This is a genomic window from Bacillus sp. C28GYM-DRY-1 (assembly GCF_030519405.1).
Taxonomy (GTDB): Bacteria; Bacillota; Bacilli; order Bacillales; family Bacillaceae; genus Bacillus; species Bacillus spizizenii_A.
Window position 1 is genome coordinate 112,605 of sequence record NZ_JAUMKF010000002.1, and the last position, 18,010, is coordinate 130,614.

17 protein-coding genes are annotated in these 18,010 nt (G+C 43.7%); all 17 read right to left on the bottom strand.

From position 1 onward, the window contains the following. Position 1 precedes the first annotated feature (1 nt). Entirely contained in the window at positions 2-889 is an 888-nt protein-coding gene (gene rapZ / locus Q3W56_RS02720; protein ID WP_302894399.1) for an RNase adapter RapZ, read from the bottom strand. Positions 890-913: 24 nt separating this feature from the next. Continuing rightward, positions 914-1,381 carry an 8-oxo-dGTP diphosphatase gene (locus tag Q3W56_RS02725; RefSeq protein ID WP_302894400.1) on the bottom strand — a complete coding sequence of 156 codons (468 nt, stop codon included), beginning with the start codon at positions 1,379-1,381 and terminating at the stop codon, positions 914-916. Positions 1,382-1,709: 328 nt separating this feature from the next. Further along, complete coding sequence (trxB, locus tag Q3W56_RS02730; protein WP_003219823.1) at positions 1,710-2,660, bottom strand: thioredoxin-disulfide reductase; 951 nt, start codon at positions 2,658-2,660, stop codon at positions 1,710-1,712. A 217-nt stretch (positions 2,661-2,877) separates the two neighbouring features. Next, positions 2,878-4,245, bottom strand: a complete 1,368-nt coding sequence (gene cwlO / locus Q3W56_RS02735) for a peptidoglycan DL-endopeptidase CwlO (protein ID WP_302894401.1) — start codon at positions 4,243-4,245, stop codon at positions 2,878-2,880. A 381-nt stretch (positions 4,246-4,626) separates the two neighbouring features. Further along, positions 4,627-6,081, bottom strand: a complete 1,455-nt coding sequence (locus Q3W56_RS02740) for a tetratricopeptide repeat protein (RefSeq protein WP_302894402.1) — start codon at positions 6,079-6,081, stop codon at positions 4,627-4,629. 124 nt (positions 6,082-6,205) lie between these two features. Beyond that, positions 6,206-7,975 (bottom strand): multidrug resistance ABC transporter ATP-binding protein/permease BmrA, encoded by a 1,770-nt coding sequence (gene bmrA / locus Q3W56_RS02745; RefSeq protein ID WP_302894403.1) that lies wholly within the window; start codon positions 7,973-7,975, stop codon positions 6,206-6,208. A gap of 165 nt (positions 7,976-8,140) precedes the next feature. After that, on the bottom strand, positions 8,141-8,500 hold the full coding sequence (locus tag Q3W56_RS02750; protein WP_302894404.1) for a hypothetical protein: 360 nt from the start codon (positions 8,498-8,500) through the stop codon (positions 8,141-8,143). Between the two features lie 14 nt (positions 8,501-8,514). Next, a complete protein-coding gene (locus Q3W56_RS02755) occupies positions 8,515-10,401 on the bottom strand; it encodes a DUF6792 domain-containing protein (protein WP_302894405.1) in 1,887 nt (628 codons plus the stop codon). Further along, positions 10,391-11,104 (bottom strand): lipoprotein YvcA, encoded by a 714-nt coding sequence (locus Q3W56_RS02760; RefSeq protein ID WP_302894406.1) that lies wholly within the window; start codon positions 11,102-11,104, stop codon positions 10,391-10,393. The genes Q3W56_RS02755 and Q3W56_RS02760 overlap by 11 nt, the downstream gene beginning before the upstream one ends. 254 nt (positions 11,105-11,358) lie before the next feature. Then, positions 11,359-11,979, bottom strand: a complete 621-nt coding sequence (hisIE, locus tag Q3W56_RS02765) for a bifunctional phosphoribosyl-AMP cyclohydrolase/phosphoribosyl-ATP diphosphatase HisIE (RefSeq protein WP_302894407.1) — start codon at positions 11,977-11,979, stop codon at positions 11,359-11,361. Next, positions 11,976-12,734, bottom strand: a complete 759-nt coding sequence (gene hisF, locus Q3W56_RS02770) for an imidazole glycerol phosphate synthase subunit HisF (RefSeq protein ID WP_302894408.1) — start codon at positions 12,732-12,734, stop codon at positions 11,976-11,978. The genes hisIE and hisF overlap by 4 nt, the downstream gene beginning before the upstream one ends. Further along, on the bottom strand, positions 12,731-13,468 hold the full coding sequence (gene hisA / locus Q3W56_RS02775; protein WP_302894409.1) for a 1-(5-phosphoribosyl)-5-[(5-phosphoribosylamino)methylideneamino]imidazole-4-carboxamide isomerase: 738 nt from the start codon (positions 13,466-13,468) through the stop codon (positions 12,731-12,733). The genes hisF and hisA overlap by 4 nt, the downstream gene beginning before the upstream one ends. After that, the gene (hisH, locus tag Q3W56_RS02780) at positions 13,465-14,103 is read right to left on the bottom strand and encodes an imidazole glycerol phosphate synthase subunit HisH (protein WP_302894410.1); all 639 of its coding nucleotides are present in this window, start codon (positions 14,101-14,103) and stop codon (positions 13,465-13,467) included. Before hisH ends, hisA begins: the two co-directional genes overlap by 4 nt. Beyond that, the gene (gene hisB, locus Q3W56_RS02785) at positions 14,104-14,688 is read right to left on the bottom strand and encodes an imidazoleglycerol-phosphate dehydratase HisB (protein WP_019715838.1); all 585 of its coding nucleotides are present in this window, start codon (positions 14,686-14,688) and stop codon (positions 14,104-14,106) included. Beyond that, entirely contained in the window at positions 14,685-15,968 is a 1,284-nt protein-coding gene (hisD, locus tag Q3W56_RS02790; RefSeq protein ID WP_302894411.1) for a histidinol dehydrogenase, read from the bottom strand. The genes hisB and hisD overlap by 4 nt, the downstream gene beginning before the upstream one ends. Beyond that, complete coding sequence (gene hisG, locus Q3W56_RS02795; protein ID WP_003219799.1) at positions 15,965-16,606, bottom strand: ATP phosphoribosyltransferase; 642 nt, start codon at positions 16,604-16,606, stop codon at positions 15,965-15,967. The genes hisD and hisG overlap by 4 nt, the downstream gene beginning before the upstream one ends. Further along, on the bottom strand, positions 16,599-17,774 hold the full coding sequence (locus Q3W56_RS02800; protein ID WP_019715840.1) for an ATP phosphoribosyltransferase regulatory subunit: 1,176 nt from the start codon (positions 17,772-17,774) through the stop codon (positions 16,599-16,601). The genes hisG and Q3W56_RS02800 overlap by 8 nt, the downstream gene beginning before the upstream one ends. Positions 17,775-18,010 lie beyond the last annotated feature (236 nt).

Consider the following 18,010-nt stretch of genomic DNA (forward strand, 5'->3'; position numbering starts at 1 on the left):
CTTATTTCCGGCTTCTCTTTTCAATGTCCCGGTGAGTGACATGAGTATAGTAATCCTTTTTGAAATAATTAGCTAAATTCTCGGCAAGTGTCACAGAGCGGTGCTGGCCCCCTGTGCAGCCGATCGCAATGACGAGCTGGCTCTTTCCTTCTCTTTTGTAGGACGGCAGCATGAAGCTGAGTAAATCGATTAATTTTTCATTGAACTTTTGTGTTTCATTCCACTTCATGACGTAAGAGGATACCTCTTCATCTTTTCCGGTCAGCGGCCGCATGCTTTCGATATAATATGGGTTCGGCAAAAATCTGACATCAAAGACGAGATCGGCATCAATCGGAATACCGTATTTAAAACCAAATGACATGACATTTACCGTAAATGTCTCTCCTTGGTTTGTCGCAAAATGCTTTACGATTTTCTCGCGCAGATCGCGCGGCTTCATGTCTGATGTATCATAAATCATTTGAGAGCGGCCTTTTAATTCCTCAAGCAACTCACGTTCCAGTGCGATGCCCTCAAGCGGCAGGCCCGTCGCTGCCAGAGGATGCGAACGTCTCGTTTCTTTATATCTCGTGACGAGAATGGAATCTTTCGCGTCCAAGAATAAAATTCGCGGTGTAATCCACGGATGTTCCGCCATTTTATCCAGTGCTTCGATCAGCCGATCAAAAAATTCACGGCCGCGCAAGTCCATTACGAGCGCAACCTTGCTCATTTTCGAATTTGATTCCTTCATCAGCTCTAAAAATTTCGGAAGCAATGAAGGCGGAAGATTATCGACGCAGAAATATCCGAGATCTTCAAAGCTTTGAATAGCGACAGTTTTCCCCGCTCCCGACATTCCGGTTATAATGACAAGCTGAATATCATGTGATTCACTAACACTCATCTTTCTCCCCCCTGACTTGTCTTTCTATTTGACATGCTGCGGGTCTAACCGATAACTGAGCAGCTCAAAATTCGGTGTATACGTAAATGTGCCGTGCAGCAGTCCTTTTCCCTTCATCATAAAGTCTAGGATGTGGCCGTCTCCCGGGGCCATAGACAGGTTTTGAATGTCATTGACATCGTGCCACTGCAGCTTGCCTTCCTCTGATTCAGCTACATTTTTTCCAGTATAAGAGTCAGCGACAAACGTAAACATCATCCACTCAGAGACAACCTGGTCACCATCTTTAATAATAAAGGTAAAAACACCTTTTAACTGAGGATTTATGATATAGATACCCGTCTCTTCTCTGTACTCTCTGATGACGGAGTCTCTGACTGATTCTCCGCTCTCCATCTTGCCTCCCGGCGCTACCCACCAGCCGCGTCTCGGCTTTTGAAGCAGAAGGACTTTGTCATCCGTCTGAAGCACACAATTTGTCACTCTTTGCAAGTACGTTCACCTAACCTTCTCGTCCTGTCATCGTCTCTTTATTATACCGCTTCAAGATGTCTCCCACAATGAAGAGACATTGACAATCTTTTCTTCTATTTTACAGCATATTCGTATCTGAGTTCAGGTAATTTGCTGTAATAGGCATCCGTCTTTTATTTTTGGACAAAAAAAGGACACGGATAACTGGAGAATCCGTGCCTAAAAAGTGTATTCATTATAAAAAGGGGGTCAATTACTTTATTAATCATAACCGAAATGCATTACACAACTGTTACAGCGGAATTAAAACCCAGTAACGTTATGTGAAGCTCGTATGACAGCCTTTTTATTTTAATGTTTTCAGCGTTTCTTGGAGCTCTTCGACATAATGCTGAACGCTTTGTGCCGCAATACTTCCGTCTCCTGTAGCCGTTACGATTTGGCGCAGTGATTTTTCGCGAATGTCTCCGGCAGCGAAAATCCCTTCAACCTTAGTTTCCATGCGGTCGTTTGTTTCGATATAGCCTTCTTCATTCGTAATGCCCAGATTTTCAAATGGTTTAGACAGAGGAAGCATACCGATGTAAATGAATACGCCGTCTGTTTTGAATTCACTTTCTTCACCGGTTACCGTATCGACAAGCGTTACGTTACCGACTTTGCCGTTTTCCTCATGAATTTCCTTCACGGTTTTGTTCCATAAGAAATCAACTTTTTCATTATCAAATGCTCTCGCTTGAAGAATGCTTTGCGCACGGAGTTTGTCACGTCTGTGAACGATCGTTACTTTTGAAGCAAAACGAGTGAGGTACACGCCTTCTTCAACTGCGGAATCACCGCCGCCGACAACGACAAGCTCTTTGCCTTTAAAGAAAGCACCGTCACATACCGCACAATAAGATACACCGCGGCCGCCCAATTCTTTTTCGCCAGGCACGCCGATTTTCTTATACTCCGCACCTGCGGCAATGATGACTGCACGTGCTTTATATTCTTTTGAACCAGCTTTGACCACTTTGTACTCTTTGCCGTCAACAACTTCTTTAATATCGCCATAAGCATATTCAGCACCGAATTTTTTCGCGTGTTCGAACATTTTATTGGAAAGCTCAGGCCCAAGAATGCTTTCGAATCCAGGATAGTTTTCTACATCTTCCGTATTGGCCATTTGCCCGCCTGGAATACCTCTTTCAATCATTAATGTCGATAAATTTGCTCTTGATGTGTATACAGCGGCCGTCATCCCAGCAGGGCCCGCGCCGATAATAATCACGTCATATACTTTTTCTTCTGACACACTATTCACTCCTTAAACCATCTTTTCAAGTTTGGGCTCTTTCTTATATGATAAGAATCCCCATCATACGTATTCCTTACCCATATCCTATAAAATCTCAGGGTGATACGCTATTTTTTTGCTCATTTTTTTCTGATCGTGATTAAATGTTTTTTTAAAGGGTATATGTATTAATAAAGAAAGAGCCTTCTGTTCAAGAAGGCCCTTGTCTTATTTATTATTGAACAACACGTCTTACATTGCCATTGAAATATTTTTTCCAGTAAGGGTTACTCATAGAATCAATTGAAACACCATGTGAAGAATTGTCGTTAAGGAATGTTCCATTTCCTAAATAAATTCCAACGTGACCGTTTGTTTTGTATGTGTCAAAGAAAACTAAGTCTCCTCGCTTCATTTCAGACGCGCTGACAGCTCTTCCTTTATTGATCAAAGTGTCAGTTGTTGTTCCGCCGACAGGTCCAAGGTTCACACCTGCAGAAGCGTATGCCCAGCGTACGAATGATGAGCAGTCAAAAATACGGTTGTTGATATCAGACTGAGTGCGTCCGCCGCCAAATTTGTACGGAGATTGTCCTACAATGCTCGAACCAACGCTGATCGCGCCTTCAATTCCGCCTGAGTTGCTGATAACAGTGCCGCCTGAATTGCTGTTTGAGCTGCTGCTCTTCTTAGAAGATGAACTCTTAGAAGAATTGTTTGAAGAATCATCATGAGATGAGATTGCTGTTTCTGTTGTAGCTGTTTGTGTCTCATCAGATGCTTTTTGCGCTTCTTTCTGCTTTTTGATCAAAGCAGCCGCAGCTTCTTGTTCCTTTTTAATACGTGCTTGTTCTGCTTCGGTATCTGCTTTTTGGTTTGCAAGCTCGGACGCTTCTGATTTTAATTCAGAAATCGCGTCAGCCGTTTTCTTCTGGCTTGCTTTTGCTTCTTCGAATAGCTTGTCTTTATCATCAAGCTGTTTATCAAGCTCTTTTTGCATGGTTTCTAATTTAGCCAATGCAGCTTGAACTTCTTTCAGCTTGTTATTCAAATCCGCTTCAGAATCTTCAAGATTCGCTTTATCCTGCTCTTGCTGCTTAATTAAATCTTTGTCCGCATCCACAATAGATGAAACTGCAGTCGCGCGAGAGATAAAGTCACCAAAGCTCGTTGATCCTAAAAGGACATCTATGTACCCTTGAGATCCGCCGCTTTCCTGTAAAGAACGAACGCGTTTTTTCAGGATTTCATTGCGTTTTTCAATGCGTGCTTCTGTCTCTTTAATCTCTTTTTTCAGCTTTTTGATTTCTTCTTTTGTTTTATCGTTTTCTTCTTTTTTATCTTCGATCTTTAAGCTTGTATCAAGCGCCTTATCGTTAATGTCTTTTAGTTCTTTTTCAATCTTTGATTGATTTTCCTGAAGCGCAGTTAATTCTTTTTCCTTCGCTTCGATGCTGGAAGCAACCTCAGATTGCTTGCTTTCGATTTTTTGTTTCTTTTCATCTAATGTTTCCGCCGATGCAGTTTTACTTGTAAATGGGATCAAAAAACTGCTTGTCCCGATGACGGAAGCCAAACCAAGTGTCAATAAACTCTTTCTCACTTTTTATATCCTCCCTTTTACTGTGAACCTGTTCTCATTTGTGGAATTGTATTTTGAACATCAAGTTTCGTTCCTCATACTCTACGAGGAATGATGGTCGTTTATGGTTAATTATTCTGCGCATCTCTTATTCTGGTTGTATAGCGTTTATTTCACATCATATGTAAAAAACACTAATTCCTTATGTACGAGAATCATTATACCATCAAGTTTCGACAAATTAGCGATAAATTTTATTACATTTGTGTTTCAAACAGATGTCAAGTCGCACATCATTTGTCATTTTTCTTAAACGAGTAAAAAAACTGTCGATATTATTTTCTTAATATAATCTATCAAACAAAAAAGAGTCGATTTGTATAATCGACTCTTCAAAATATTCTATTCTAGAATATCATCAATATATTTCACATATTTCGTCAAAGTTGCCGGAGAGATGCCAAATCGGGCCGCTGTGTCTTTTTTCGTGTCATGCTTGCCGTGGGCTTCTTTCCAAATATAACAGATCGCCGCTGCCAAGCCTCTCTCATTCTTCAAAGGAGCGGCTGCACGGATTTGCTGGATGACATGGAACACCCAGCAGCTCATGACTTCTGTTTTCATCTCTTCTTGTTCAGCTTGCTCCAGTAATTTGACGGTTTGATAGGCGAAACGTGCATCCTCTGAAACGTCAGCCGCCGCGGAATCTCCATTCAAAAGCAGCTTAACAAAATGATTTTCGAATGGAGCGGTAATTCTCTTCGAACGTATCACCGCTTCAAGATGCTCCGTTTCTCCCTTTGTGCTGCTGATATAATAGGCAGCGAGACGCTGTTCCACTGATGAAGGAAGAGCTTCCCTCCGCTCAATCCATGGAGCAGGGCGGTCTTCACCGGGATATTGCGACTCGACTTTTCTCCAGATCGTCTCGGCAAATTCAGTATGTCCCGTAAAATAAGCGGAGCACGAGAGCCAGTAAAAGAATGTATCGTCACCTTCAAAGCCGGTTTTATATAATGATTTGAGCCATTTATATCCGATCTCGTAACGGCCGACAAGCGCCAAAGTGGCTCCCAGTTTATAGCGCTGTTCCAATAGCATCGGATAAACATTAGAAAGCTGGTCACTCAATTCCGCCACTTTTTCGTCTTCTCTTTCATAATAGTAGAAAACGAGAAGATTGCATAAAGCGTGAAGGTTTCCTTCATTATGACGGAGCACTTGATAAGCAGTTTGCTTCGCTTTTACAATGTTGCCTGAATAGAAGTAGGCAAGCGCCAGATTGTTGTATGCTGACCAAAGCTCTGGATATTCTGCTGTGATTTCCTCAAGCGCCGCAACCGCTTCAGCAAGCTGGCCGCTTTCCAGCAATGACTTTGCCCGATCCTGTTTCATCAGCAGTTCATCCTGATCATACAACGAATCCTCAAAGCCGCCGTCTCCTAAATCGAGCAATTCAAGCAGACTATCGTTTTCCTCGGCGAATTCACCGTCCGGATCCGCATCTAAATAAGCGGCCGCTTCTTTATAAGCTTCTTGAAAGAGTCCCAGATGGGCAAAGTTATTCGCTTTAAAGTAATGGCACTCCGGCATTTCGTCCTCCAGATTTGCCATGATATAATCAAGAAGATCGTTCGACTCTTGATACTGGCCCATTTCTGAATAAATGACCGCAAGCTGCGATAGCATCTCTGAATCATCCGGCTCCAAATGAACCGCGCGCTGAATCAGTTTGCTTGCCCGCTTCAAATTGCGCTCTTTATACGCTTTCAAGCCTTTATGAAAAAAATATTGTCCATCTTGAAGCAGCTGGACAATTTGTGCGTGATTTTTATGTTCAGAAGTGTGTTTTCCCACAACTACCCTCCGTTTTATACAATATTACCGTCAGTAGTATACCATAAATCATAAGCCCCTCAATAGTTCAAAAGGAAGGATTGGGAAAATCCCTCCGCTTTTTACTGGCTGATTCGACCAAGATTTACCCGGCTTTGTTTTCTAAATCCGCGTTCATTTTCAGCTGTTGTTCAGCAAAATCCCTATAAAGATCATGGGAAGCCATTAATTCGTGATGTGTACCACGTCCGGTAATTTCTCCTTTTTCAACAAACAAAAGCTGGTCCGCGTCTACAACAGTAGATAAGCGGTGGGCGATGACAATCGTTGTGCGGCCCTCCATCAGCATCTCCAGCGCCTGCTGAACTGATCTTTCAGATTGGCTGTCGAGGCTTGAGGTGGCTTCATCGAGCATAAGAATGCTCGGATCTCGAAGAAGCGCTCTCGCAATCGCGATTCTCTGTCTTTGTCCTCCTGACAGCATAATGCCGCGTTCGCCCACCTCTGTATCAAGCTGTTTCGGCAGTTCCTTTATAAAATTGAGCGCATATGCCATCTCCGCGGCTTTTTCGATCTCGGCATCCGTAACATCACGTTCTAACCCGTAGCAAATATTTTCTCTGATTGTTCCTGCCATTAACGGGCTTTCCTGCGATACATACCCAATGTGCTCCCGCCACGATTCAAGCGAGTAAGTATCAACTGGATCGTCCCCCAGCCGGATGGTCCCTGCAGTCGGAGTATAGAAACGCTCCAGCAGCTTAAACAGTGTCGTTTTCCCACCGCCGCTCGGGCCGACAATCGCTGTTACTTTCCCTGCTTCAATGACGGCGCTGATCTCTTTCAAGATCAGCTGATCAGGCTTATATCCAAAAGACACACGATCAAGCTGAATAGGCAAATGCGCGTTTTCGATTTGTTTTCCTGTAACTGTATCTTCCTCTTCCTCAGCTAAAATCTCAATCATTCGTTCTGTTGCACCGATTGATTTTTGGAGTTGTGTGAAGAACGTGGTAATCTGGCCCATCGGCATAATAATTTGAAACAAATATAAAATAAAAGCCACGAGCGCTCCGGCGGTAAGCTCACCTGATGACACCTGCATGCCGCCGTATCCGATAACTGCCACAAGCGCCGCCATTAACACGAGTGAGATGAGCGGGCCGACAAGCGACTGAACCTTTGCTTCACGCACGCCAAGTTTAAATAATGAAGAAATCCCCATCTTCCCGCGCCCATATTCGACATCCTCCGCATTTGAAGCCTTGACGAGTCTGATTTCCGGAAGAATTTGGTTCAGCAGTCCAGTGAAACGGGCTGTTTCATCTTGCGTTTCCCGGGAAATGGAGAACATCTTCCGGCCAATCGGTATTAAAATAAGAGCTGCCAGCGGAACGACAACTAACACTAGCAGTGTCAGCTTCCAATTCATAATAAACAAGATTGTCAGTGATCCAATAACAGAAATGATCCCTGTAATAAATCCACTGATATGGGTTGTAATCAGTTCTTTGACCACCATCGTATCATTCGTTACACGACTGACTGTTTCTCCGGAAGCATTTGTGTCGAAATAAGGGACAGGGAGCTTAATTAATTTCTTCCATAATAAATCCCGCAGTCCGGAGATAATTTTTTGCCCATTATAGTTAAGTGCATAGGTGGCATAAGCGCTTAAACCGGCCTGAACGAAAAAAACTAACGCGATTAGCCCGATTTGCATGCCTGACAGATTTGACATGGAAAATCCGTCGACAAGCTGCTTTGTTAATAATGGAATCAGCAGGCTGACCAGTGTGGTCACAATACTGAGGGCCAGCGCAAAGGCAAGCTTTCCATAAGAAGGATTGGTCTTCTTTACTAATGCAAAAAAGGGTTTCAATTTACTTTTAGATTTTTGTTGCTTGGTTGGCATATATGTTCCTCCTGTTTCAGTGTTCAGAAAGGTGAAATGGCATAGCAAAAGGATGATTTTTACTCTTTCTCAATCATATCAATGGAGAGAGACTTTTTCAGTATATTTTTGCCGTGATGAAAATAAAAATCTCCTACTCATTGTTTGAAATAGGAGATTTTTATTTTAGATATCTTTCATAGGCTTCTTTTTTCTGTAAGTCAATGTCACATCCTGCTTTCGCAGGTCTTCAATCATCATTTTATATCGGTCAACTTTCGCAGTATGCTCTTCTTTTATCATTTGAAGTGCAGCCTTGCGTTTTTCGCTTTTTGATTCAAGCTCTTCTTTTATTTTTTTGACAATCAACCCTTTTTGCCCTTTGATTTCCTCTTTTAGCGAAGACTCAAATTTCTTTGTCAGGCTGAGAATGTCGTTGATCGGTTTATTGAGGGTGCCTGCTTTCCCCTTCATTTCGTCTTGGGTAAGAAACATATAGGTGGTTGATACAATTTCTGTTTCACTTTCTGAAAATAAGGAAGTCACTCTTCATATTCCTCCTAAGGCTGAAAATCAAATAACCGGGAAATCAATTCTTCTTTTTCAAACAGCTTTTCAATACTCTCGCGGATGTTTTTGATGAAATCTCTTTTTTCTGTTGCCTGTTTTTTTAATTCAGCAACAATTCCTTCATTAGCAGGGAGCGCACCTGTGTGGAGCGATTCATGAACTGAGATTTTCTCCAATTTATCGTATGTGTGATTGTAGCCAGCTGTAAGCCGGAATTGAAGATCGAAGGCATAATGCGAAGGATTTTCTTCCATATGATGAATAGCCGTGATGATCGCCTGTTTTTTGTCTGCGAAGTCTTCATCAATTTCCTGACTGTAAACCTTCTGGTACTTAGAAATCACATCTTCCATATCTTCAACGATCTTCATACCGTTTTGATAGATTCTGACAGCTGATGAGAGATTGACTTGAATCGTTTCTCCCGATCCGCTCTTTCCTGAAAAGTAAATATCGGAGCCTTTATAGCTAAAGCCTTTTTCCTTTGATAAAGCGTTCAGCATTTGAACGATGCTGTGGCCATCGACGATGAGCTTTAAAGCGTCTTTTGTTTCTGTGTCGAGTGTTTTCAACGAGGACAAAATGGATTTAACATAGTCCACTATTTCACCAACGTCTTTTAAAGCTTGCATAAATTGACCATGCTTTAGATGGTCAATGAAATGTTCGTACCGTGATTCTATGCCTCGCATACTCGCATTAATATTCGTTACTTCTTTTTTAATCACTATCTTTTGGGTTTCATCAATATACCCATTTTCGGCTAACTGATCTACGACCGGTCCGCTGTTTCTCAACAAGGTATGAAGAAAACCTAAAAACGATGGGAGTTCCTCTTTTATTCGGCCATACATTTGCTTGACATCATCAAAATTCTCATATAGGACACTTACTTTCTTTAAAGCGCCGTCTGTATTTTTCACTTCTTCAATCAGCTCTATGTCAATCCCGCTTGCAGCCTTTACAAAACCGTTCAAGCCATCTTTTTCATAGTCATCCTTATATTTTTGAAGGAATTCTTGAATTGCTCTCACGTCTTCATCAGGGATCCCATCCATAATGTTTCGGATGCCTTCTACACTTGTGTTTGTATCTGCCATCTTCACTTCACCGAATGTAATAAAATCTGCCTTGCCGCTCGCTCCGTACAGCGGGTCATCCTTTGAGATTCGCTGAGTGATGTTTGTTGTGACACCTTTGTCTTTGTAGTATTGGGTGATGGCTTTTTTAAGGTCATCTTTTGAAATTGAATTTAACTCTTTAAATGTATTCACTTTGAACTTCTTAATCATTGTGTACCTTAAATGATCATCTGCTTTTAATAAGTGATCTGCACTTATTTGAGCTCCGTTCACTCCATAAACCTCATCATATTCCCCATCTATTAATTGCACCATTACTTGATTATTATTGGCAAGTGAATGCCCCATACTATACATTTTTAAACTTTCATCCTTGCCAGCTTTCTTTTTGGCTTCTCTAGTAAACTCTTTTGTCGCATTATATTGGCTGTCATCCATTCCAAGAAACAATCCAAAAAAATTATAAGTCCAGTCTTTATTATCTGCGCTACCTTCAGAAATCATTTGCAACTGATTCACTTCGTGCTTTTTATCTACAATATGAATAGCAGTACCGTCATAACCAGATTCATCATCCTGGTGTACAAGCTCTTTAGATGTATAAATTTCAATATTTTGTGTGAGTTCTTGATGAGTTTCTTCCTTATAAATTCTTCGAATGTCTTCTTCAAAGTCTTTCTTAGCTTCTTGTATTACTTTGGGATCGGAAGAAGCGAATTTCTGTTTATAACTGTATTCTAAATTTATAAGACGCAGTTTTATATTTTCATTTTCAAAAATATTTTTATTTCCCATCTTCCCTCTCCTCTAAATGGAAAGTAACAGAGTTTAATATTTTTTTAACCTTTTCTTCATAGCCTTTTGGATTTTGCTTACATGTCTGTGCATTTGCTGAGCAGCTAAACATAAAAGAATATTCCATCCCTAAATAATCTTGTTTCTTTGATTTTATATAACCAAGATAGATATAAGATGGTTTCTCTTTGTTGTCAAAGTTTTCTTGTTTTGAAGCAAAATAAATATCCTTATCCTTTGCTTCTACTTTTTCAAATTTACCTTTGTAATCATTTTTACCGCTAACAATATCCAACATGGTCTCCGGATTGTTTATAAATGATTCATTTTGATAGAACTTTACTGAAGCATTCATTACTATATTCGTTTTATTATTAATACTGTCGAAAAACAGTGACTCGTTTGTCTTTGAAGTTTCAGAGTCGGAATACTCCCCATCCTCTGGAAACAACATCCTAAACCCCTTCAGCTTAGACTCAAGCAAATAGTACCCAGGCTCCTCTTCTTTCGTTGACACCATGTACTCTCTCATTTTCTCATCCTGAAACGCCGGAACCTGCGGCAGGTCTTTTGGATCCAAGTCTTTTGGTTTTACGGCTTCTGTTTTATTGTCATTTGTGCTGTTTTTATCATTGTCGTTCATACTGCATCCTCCTGTCAGGGCCAGTAATAAGCTGAAGCATATAAAGATGATCTTTTTCATTACGAACCTCCATGGGTTTTGTGAGAATAGTATTCTATTTTCATCCTGAAAATAATTCTATCGGCCTGGTTAGCGAGTGATTCATTTATCCTTTTCCATGTTACAACGTGGCGGAATTTGGATAAATAGGAAATCCGACTTGGTTTTGATCTCCTTTTATGAACTAATCATGCAAAACACCTCATGCACATCTAAATACCTATTACTTTTTTCACAAAACAAAAGAGCCGTTATCATTCGGCTCTTTACTCTTACTATTCAAAATGGCGTTTTTTCAATACGTCAAGCACATCATCCAGCGGCAGCGCTTGTTCTCTGAGCAGGACAAGCAGGTGATACAGCAGGTCCGCCGCTTCCCATTTGAGTTCCTCGTGGTCTCGGTTTTTCGCGGCGATGATGACTTCGGATGCTTCTTCACCGACTTTTTTCAAAATCTTATCGACGCCTTCTCGGAAAAGGTAAGTGGTGTAAGCTCCTTCAGGCATTTCCGCTTGGCGTTCCGCGATCACGCCCTCCAGCTCGTTAATGATGTCAAATCGGCCGGCTGCCTGTTCTTCTGTTTGTTCCTTTGTAAAACAGCTGTAGCTGCCAGTATGGCATGCCGGACCGGACGGTTCTACGAGCACGATCAAAGCGTCTTGGTCGCAGTCATACCGGATGCCCTTAACGGCTTGCGTGTTCCCTGAGGTTTCTCCTTTATGCCATAACGCTTGGCGCGAGCGGCTGTAAAACCATGTTTCTTTCGTTTCCAGTGTTTTTTCATACGATTCCTTGTTCATATAGGCAAGAGTCAGCACTTCTTTGCTTGCCGCATCCTGCACGATAGCGGGAATTAACCCATCCTCGTTAAAACGCAGTTCATCTGCCTGTTTCATCTCACATTCACCCCGTGCTCTTTCAAGTATGATTTCACTTCTTTAATTGATGTTTCTTTATAATGAAAAATAGAGGCGGCCAGCGCGGCGTCGGCTTCTCCTTTTGTAAAAGCCTCAAGCATATGCTGCGCGTTTCCCGCTCCTCCCGATGCGATAACAGGTACGGGGACAGTTTCAGAAACAAGCTTTGTCAGCCTGTGATCAAAGCCTTTTTTTTCTCCGTCAGAATCCATGCTTGTCAGCAATATTTCTCCTGCGCCACGTTTGACGCCTTCTTTTGCCCATGCGGTGACTTCCCAATCTGTTTTCTTTCTGCCGCCGTGCGTGTAGACCTTATATGTGCCAGATTCCTGGTCATACTTGGCATCGATGGCAAGCACGATGCATTGAGAACCGAAAAACTCGGCTCCTTCTGTAATCAGCTTAGGGCGGAGAACAGCTGCCGTGTTCACCGACACTTTGTCCGCTCCGGCACGCAGAATCGTTTTCATATCACTGAGCTGATTAATGCCGCCGCCGACTGTAAACGGGATCGCAAGCTTCGCGGCAACCTGCTCTACCACGTCAACCATCGTTTTGCGTCCTTCATGCGAGGCTGAAATATCAAGAAAAATGAGTTCATCCGCGCCTTCCTGATCGTACACTTCTGCGAGCTCAACTGGGTCACCGGCATCCTTTAATTCAAGAAATTGAATTCCTTTGACAACACGTCCTTCTTTGACATCAAGGCATGGAATAATCCGTTTTGTGATCATCTGCGCTTCACCCTTTCAAGCGCCTCGCTCAGCGTAAACTGATTGGTATACAGCGCTTTTCCGATGATCGCTCCAGAAACGCCGTCCGCCTGATAGCGGGCGAGGGCTTCGAGATCCTCGACAGAGCTGACGCCGCCGGAAGCAATCACAGATTTTCCCGTTTCCTTTGCAAGCTCGACCGTGCTTTCAATATTGGGGCCTGACAGCATTCCGTCTGTCGCGATGTCAGTAAATATAAAGACTTCCGCTCCTTCATTGGTAAGCTCTTTACCGAGTTCAGCTGCCTTAAGACTTGATGTTTCCAGCCATCCCTCTGTTGAAACAAATCCGTTCCTCGCATCCAATCCGATTGCAATGTTCTCGCCATATTGTTTCAGCATTTTTTTGACAAACGGAGGGTTAGAAACAGCTGAGCTTCCGAGGATCACACGATCGACTCCTGCTGATAAGTATTCATAGACGTCACTTTCGGAACGGATCCCGCCCCCGATCTCGACTTTCAGGTCCAGCTTTTGGGCAATCTCGATCACATGGCGGTCATTTACTCTTTTTCCTTCTTTGGCCCCGTCGAGATCAACAAGATGGATCCATTCGGCACCCTCTCTTGCAAATAACGAAGCCATGTCGTACGGTGAATCGCCGTATATCGTTTCCTTATTATAATCTCCTTGGACAAGACGGACACATTTGCCGTTTCTCATGTCAATTGCCGGATATAATGTAAAAGCACTCATTTTTTCACCTTCTGTTCTGCTGCCATTTTTGTAAACTGGGTTAAGATGGACATTCCGACCGAGCTGCTCTTTTCCGGATGAAATTGGGCACCGAAGACGTTCCCTTTTCCGACTACTGCAGGCACCCGCACTCCATAATCAGCGCTTGCCAGAAGCGCGTCCTCCTCTATCCCGTCAATGTAATAAGAATGCACGAAATAAGCGTAGCCTTCCTCTGTTTCAGCCAGCAACGGAGATTCGTTATGAAAGGAAAGGCGATTCCAGCCCATATGCGGAACCTTCAACTTGTTTCCTTTTTCATCTTCTGCTTTCAGCCTGACTGCTTTCCCTTTTAACAGCCCGAGGCCTGACGCGATCCCGTTTTCTCCGCTTTCATCAAATAAAAGCTGCATGCCGAGGCAGATCCCGAGAAGCAGTCTTCCCTCTGAAACCATTTCGTGAATCAATTGATCGAGCCTCGCGTTGCGCAAATTGTCCATCGCGTCTCCAAATGAACCGACTCCCGGCAGAATGAAGGCTTCAGCTTCTTTCAGCTCCTCCGGCTTTTCAGAAACAAAATACGGCACGCCGACACGCTCAAGCGCCTTTGAGACGCTGTATAAATTGCCCATTCCGTAATCTATCACGCCGATCATTTACAGCATCCCTTTCGTTGATGGTATCCCTTTAACACGCGGATCAATCGTAGTCGCTTCATCAAGCGCACGCCCCAGCGCTTTAAAAACAGCTTCAATGATGTGGTGGGTGTTTGTTCCGTAATGAACGATAACGTGCAGATTCATCCGTGCTTCAAGCGCCAGCTTCCACAAAAATTCATGTACAAGCTCCGTATCGAATGTGCCGACTTTAGCCGCAGGGAAGTCCGCGCGCATTTCCAAGTGCGGCCGATTGCTTAAATCTATGACGACTTGAGCAAGCGCCTCATCCATCGGTACAAACGCCGATCCGTAGCGTTTGATTCCCTTTTTATCACCCAAGGCTTCGAGCAGCGCCTGCCCTAAGCAGATGCCGATGTCTTCGGTCGTGTGGTGATCATCTATATCAACATCGCCCTTTGCGTTAATCGAAAGATCGAATTGCCCGTGTTTCGTGAATAAATCCAGCATGTGCGTCATAAACGGTACGTCTGTTTTGATATCCGCTTGTCCCTCGCCGTCTATTGTAAATGCCAGCTCTATATCTGTTTCGTTTGTTTTTCTGGCGCGTTCCGCTTTTCTCATCTTGAACTCCTCCGTTCTCTCGCTTCGATTGATCTGGCATGGGCTTCTAATCCTTCAAGTCTGGCAAAAGCCGCGATGCTATCGGCATGTTCTTCAAAGGCTGATTGGCTGTAAGAAATAATGCTCGATTTCTTTTGAAAATCCGTTACGTTTAATGGACTTGAAAATCTCGCTGTCCCATTTGTCGGAAGCACGTGATTCGGTCCGGCAAAATAATCTCCAACAGGCTCAGGACTGTATCTGCCTAAGAAAATGGCACCCGCATGTTTGATTCTTCCAAGTAAAGCTTCGGGAGACTGTGTGATGATTTCTAAATGCTCCGGCGCAAGCGTATTGACAGTATCAATCGCTTCATCCATTGTTTCCGCCACATAGATACAACCGTAATCACTCACTGAAGCTTCCGCTATTTCTCTTCGCGGCAAGGTTTTCAGCTGTTCGTTCACCTCTGTTGAAACCGCCTTGGCCAGCACCATGGAATTTGTGACAAGCACACACGAGCTGAGCTTATCGTGTTCCGCCTGTGACAGCAGGTCGGCTGCAATTTCTCTCGGAATCGCTGTTTCATCAGCCAGTACGACAATTTCACTCGGTCCGGCAATCATATCAATATCGACATCGCCGAACACCTCTCGTTTAGCAAGCGCAACATACACGTTTCCCGGACCTGTGATTTTATCTACCGGCTCAATGGTCTCGGTTCCGTACGCCAGCGCCGCAATCGCCTGAGCGCCGCCCATTTTGTAAATATCTTTTATGCCGAGCTCAGCAGCAGCGACTAAAACCCCTGGAGACAGCTGTCCGTCTCTTCCCGGAGGCGTCACAAGAACGATTCTATCCACACCCGCTGTCAGCGCCGGAATGACATTCATCAAAACAGATGAAGGATATGCAGCCGTTCCCCCTGGCACATATACGCCGGCGGAATCAAGCGCTGTCACTTTCTGCCCCAGCATTGTGCCGTCCTTTCTGTGATAAAACCATGAGGATTGCAGCTGTCTTTCATGATATTCTCTAATATTTTCGATGGCCTGCCTAATCACCTGAAGCAGCTGTGAATCCAGTAAGGTGTATGCTTCCTCAATTTCTTCTTTTGTGACGAGCGGGCTGTCTATTTCGATGCCGTCAAATCTCGCCGTATAGGTGCGAACCGCCTGATCACCGTTTGCTTTGACATCTTCAATAATGGATCGGACTGTTTTTCTTTGCTCTTCCGTGCCAGCATCTATAGACCTCTTCAGAGAAAGCCGTTCAGCGCCGCTGATGGTTTTGATCTTCATTTTGCCGTTTCTCCTTCCACAACGAGAGATAAACGGGATGCCATTTCGTCAATCACATCGTCTTTCATGCGATAGCTTACCGGGTTGACGATAAATCGGGAAGTAATGTCGCAAATGTGCTCTGTTTCAACAAGCCCGTTTTCTTTCAGCGTCTGTCCAGTGGAAACGATGTCCACAATCCGGTCTGCAAGCCCAATAAGCGGTGCCAGCTCAATTGAACCGTTGAGCTTAATGATTTCGACTTGTTCTCCCTGTTCTCTAAAATAACTGGAAGCCACATTCGGATACTTTGTCGCAATCCTTGGCGCCACGCCGCTCCAGTCTGTATTCGGAAGCCCGGCTACTGCCAAGTGGCATTTGCTGATTTTCAAATCCAGTACTTCATATACATCGCGTTCCTCCTCCAGCATGACATCCTTGCCAGCAATTCCGACGTCTGCCACGCCATGCTCCACATATGTGGTCACGTCCATCGGCTTAGCTAATATAAAACGCAGATTTTCCTCCGGCACATCGATGATCAGTTTTCTCGAATCTTCAAACTCCTCAGGGAGCTTGTAGCCAGCCTGCCGCAGCAGCCCTGCCGCCTCTTCAAATATCCGGCCCTTTGGCATCGCCATTGTGAGTAACTTACCCATTTTGCTCTTCCTTTCTGGCACCGATGAAATAGGTGACATTTGCAAAAGATTTTGTCATCTGATCGATATTGTCAATACCTGATAAATCTTGAAGAACCACTTTGTTCCCTTTCATACGTTCTTCATTCGCATAAGCGATGGCTTGCGCCCGTTGCTCTTTGCTGAAAATAACAGCGTCAATTTTACAAGGTTTATCCTTCATATGAAGCGCTTCAATCAGCCGGTCGACCCGAAGCCCGAAGCCAGTCGCAGGCGCGGGTGAATTAAAATGTCCCAGAAGCTTGTTATAACGGCCGCCGCTTCCAATGACAAAGCCGACATCCTGGGCGTACACCTCAAATAAAATCCCTGTGTAATAGCTCATGTGGCTGACCATATTCAGATCAAGACGCACATTTTCCGTACATCCGTAATCCTCAAGAATGTCCCACAGCGCCTTCAGCTCATCAACCACGCTTTTTCCTTGTGCAGAATCGACGATTTCCTCAGCACGTCCGCAAACTTCTATGCCGCCCCGCAGTTCTAGAAGCTCAAGCAGCCTGCTTTTATCAATGGAAGAAAGCGGGAGAGACTTGACATGTTCTCTGTAGCCGACGTAGTTCTTCTCGAATAAAAACCTCCGCAGCACATCAGCGCGTTCAACGTTTCCGAGTACCTCAACAAACAGGGCATCCGCAATGCCGGCGTGTCCGATAGCAATTTTAAAGGAAGCAAGTCCGGCGCTTTTTAACGCGCCTATTACTAATGCAATAACCTCCGCATCCGCGCTCGTCGTGCCGTCACCAATTAATTCCACTCCGACCTGCTCGAATTCGGCGGGACGTCCGCCTTCGCGTTCCTGAGCCCTGAATACATTTGCCGCATAGCCGACCCTGAGAGGATGATCGTGTTTCAGAAGTTTTGATGCCGCCACCCTTGCAATCGGTCCTGTCATATCCGGGCGAAGCACCAACGTATTGCCGTCCTGATCAAGAAGCTTAAACAGCTGCTGCTCTTCAATCGCTGACTGTACGCCAACGGTATCGTAAAACTCCAATGTCGGTGTTTCCATAAATCGGTATCCCCATTTATCTATCAAATCGGTTAACGATTGCCTCACCTTTTTTTTCGTTTCATATAAACCGGGCAGTGTATCTCTCATGCCGTGCGGTTTCTCAAACATAAACATTAACCCGAGCACCTCCATTGCATTGTTTGAAGGAAAATTCCGAATCCTTTAGTTCGCTAATATGATAATATGTTAGCAGATGAAAGAGCGAAAATCAATGCTTAACTTCAGTCAGGATATTTTTAGTTCAGATGTCCTCCTCCAAATTATGAAAAAATCATGAATAAATGATTAAAGGTACGTCATATCTCAAATTCTTTATGTTTGGCGTGCTATAATACAAATCAAATAGAGAA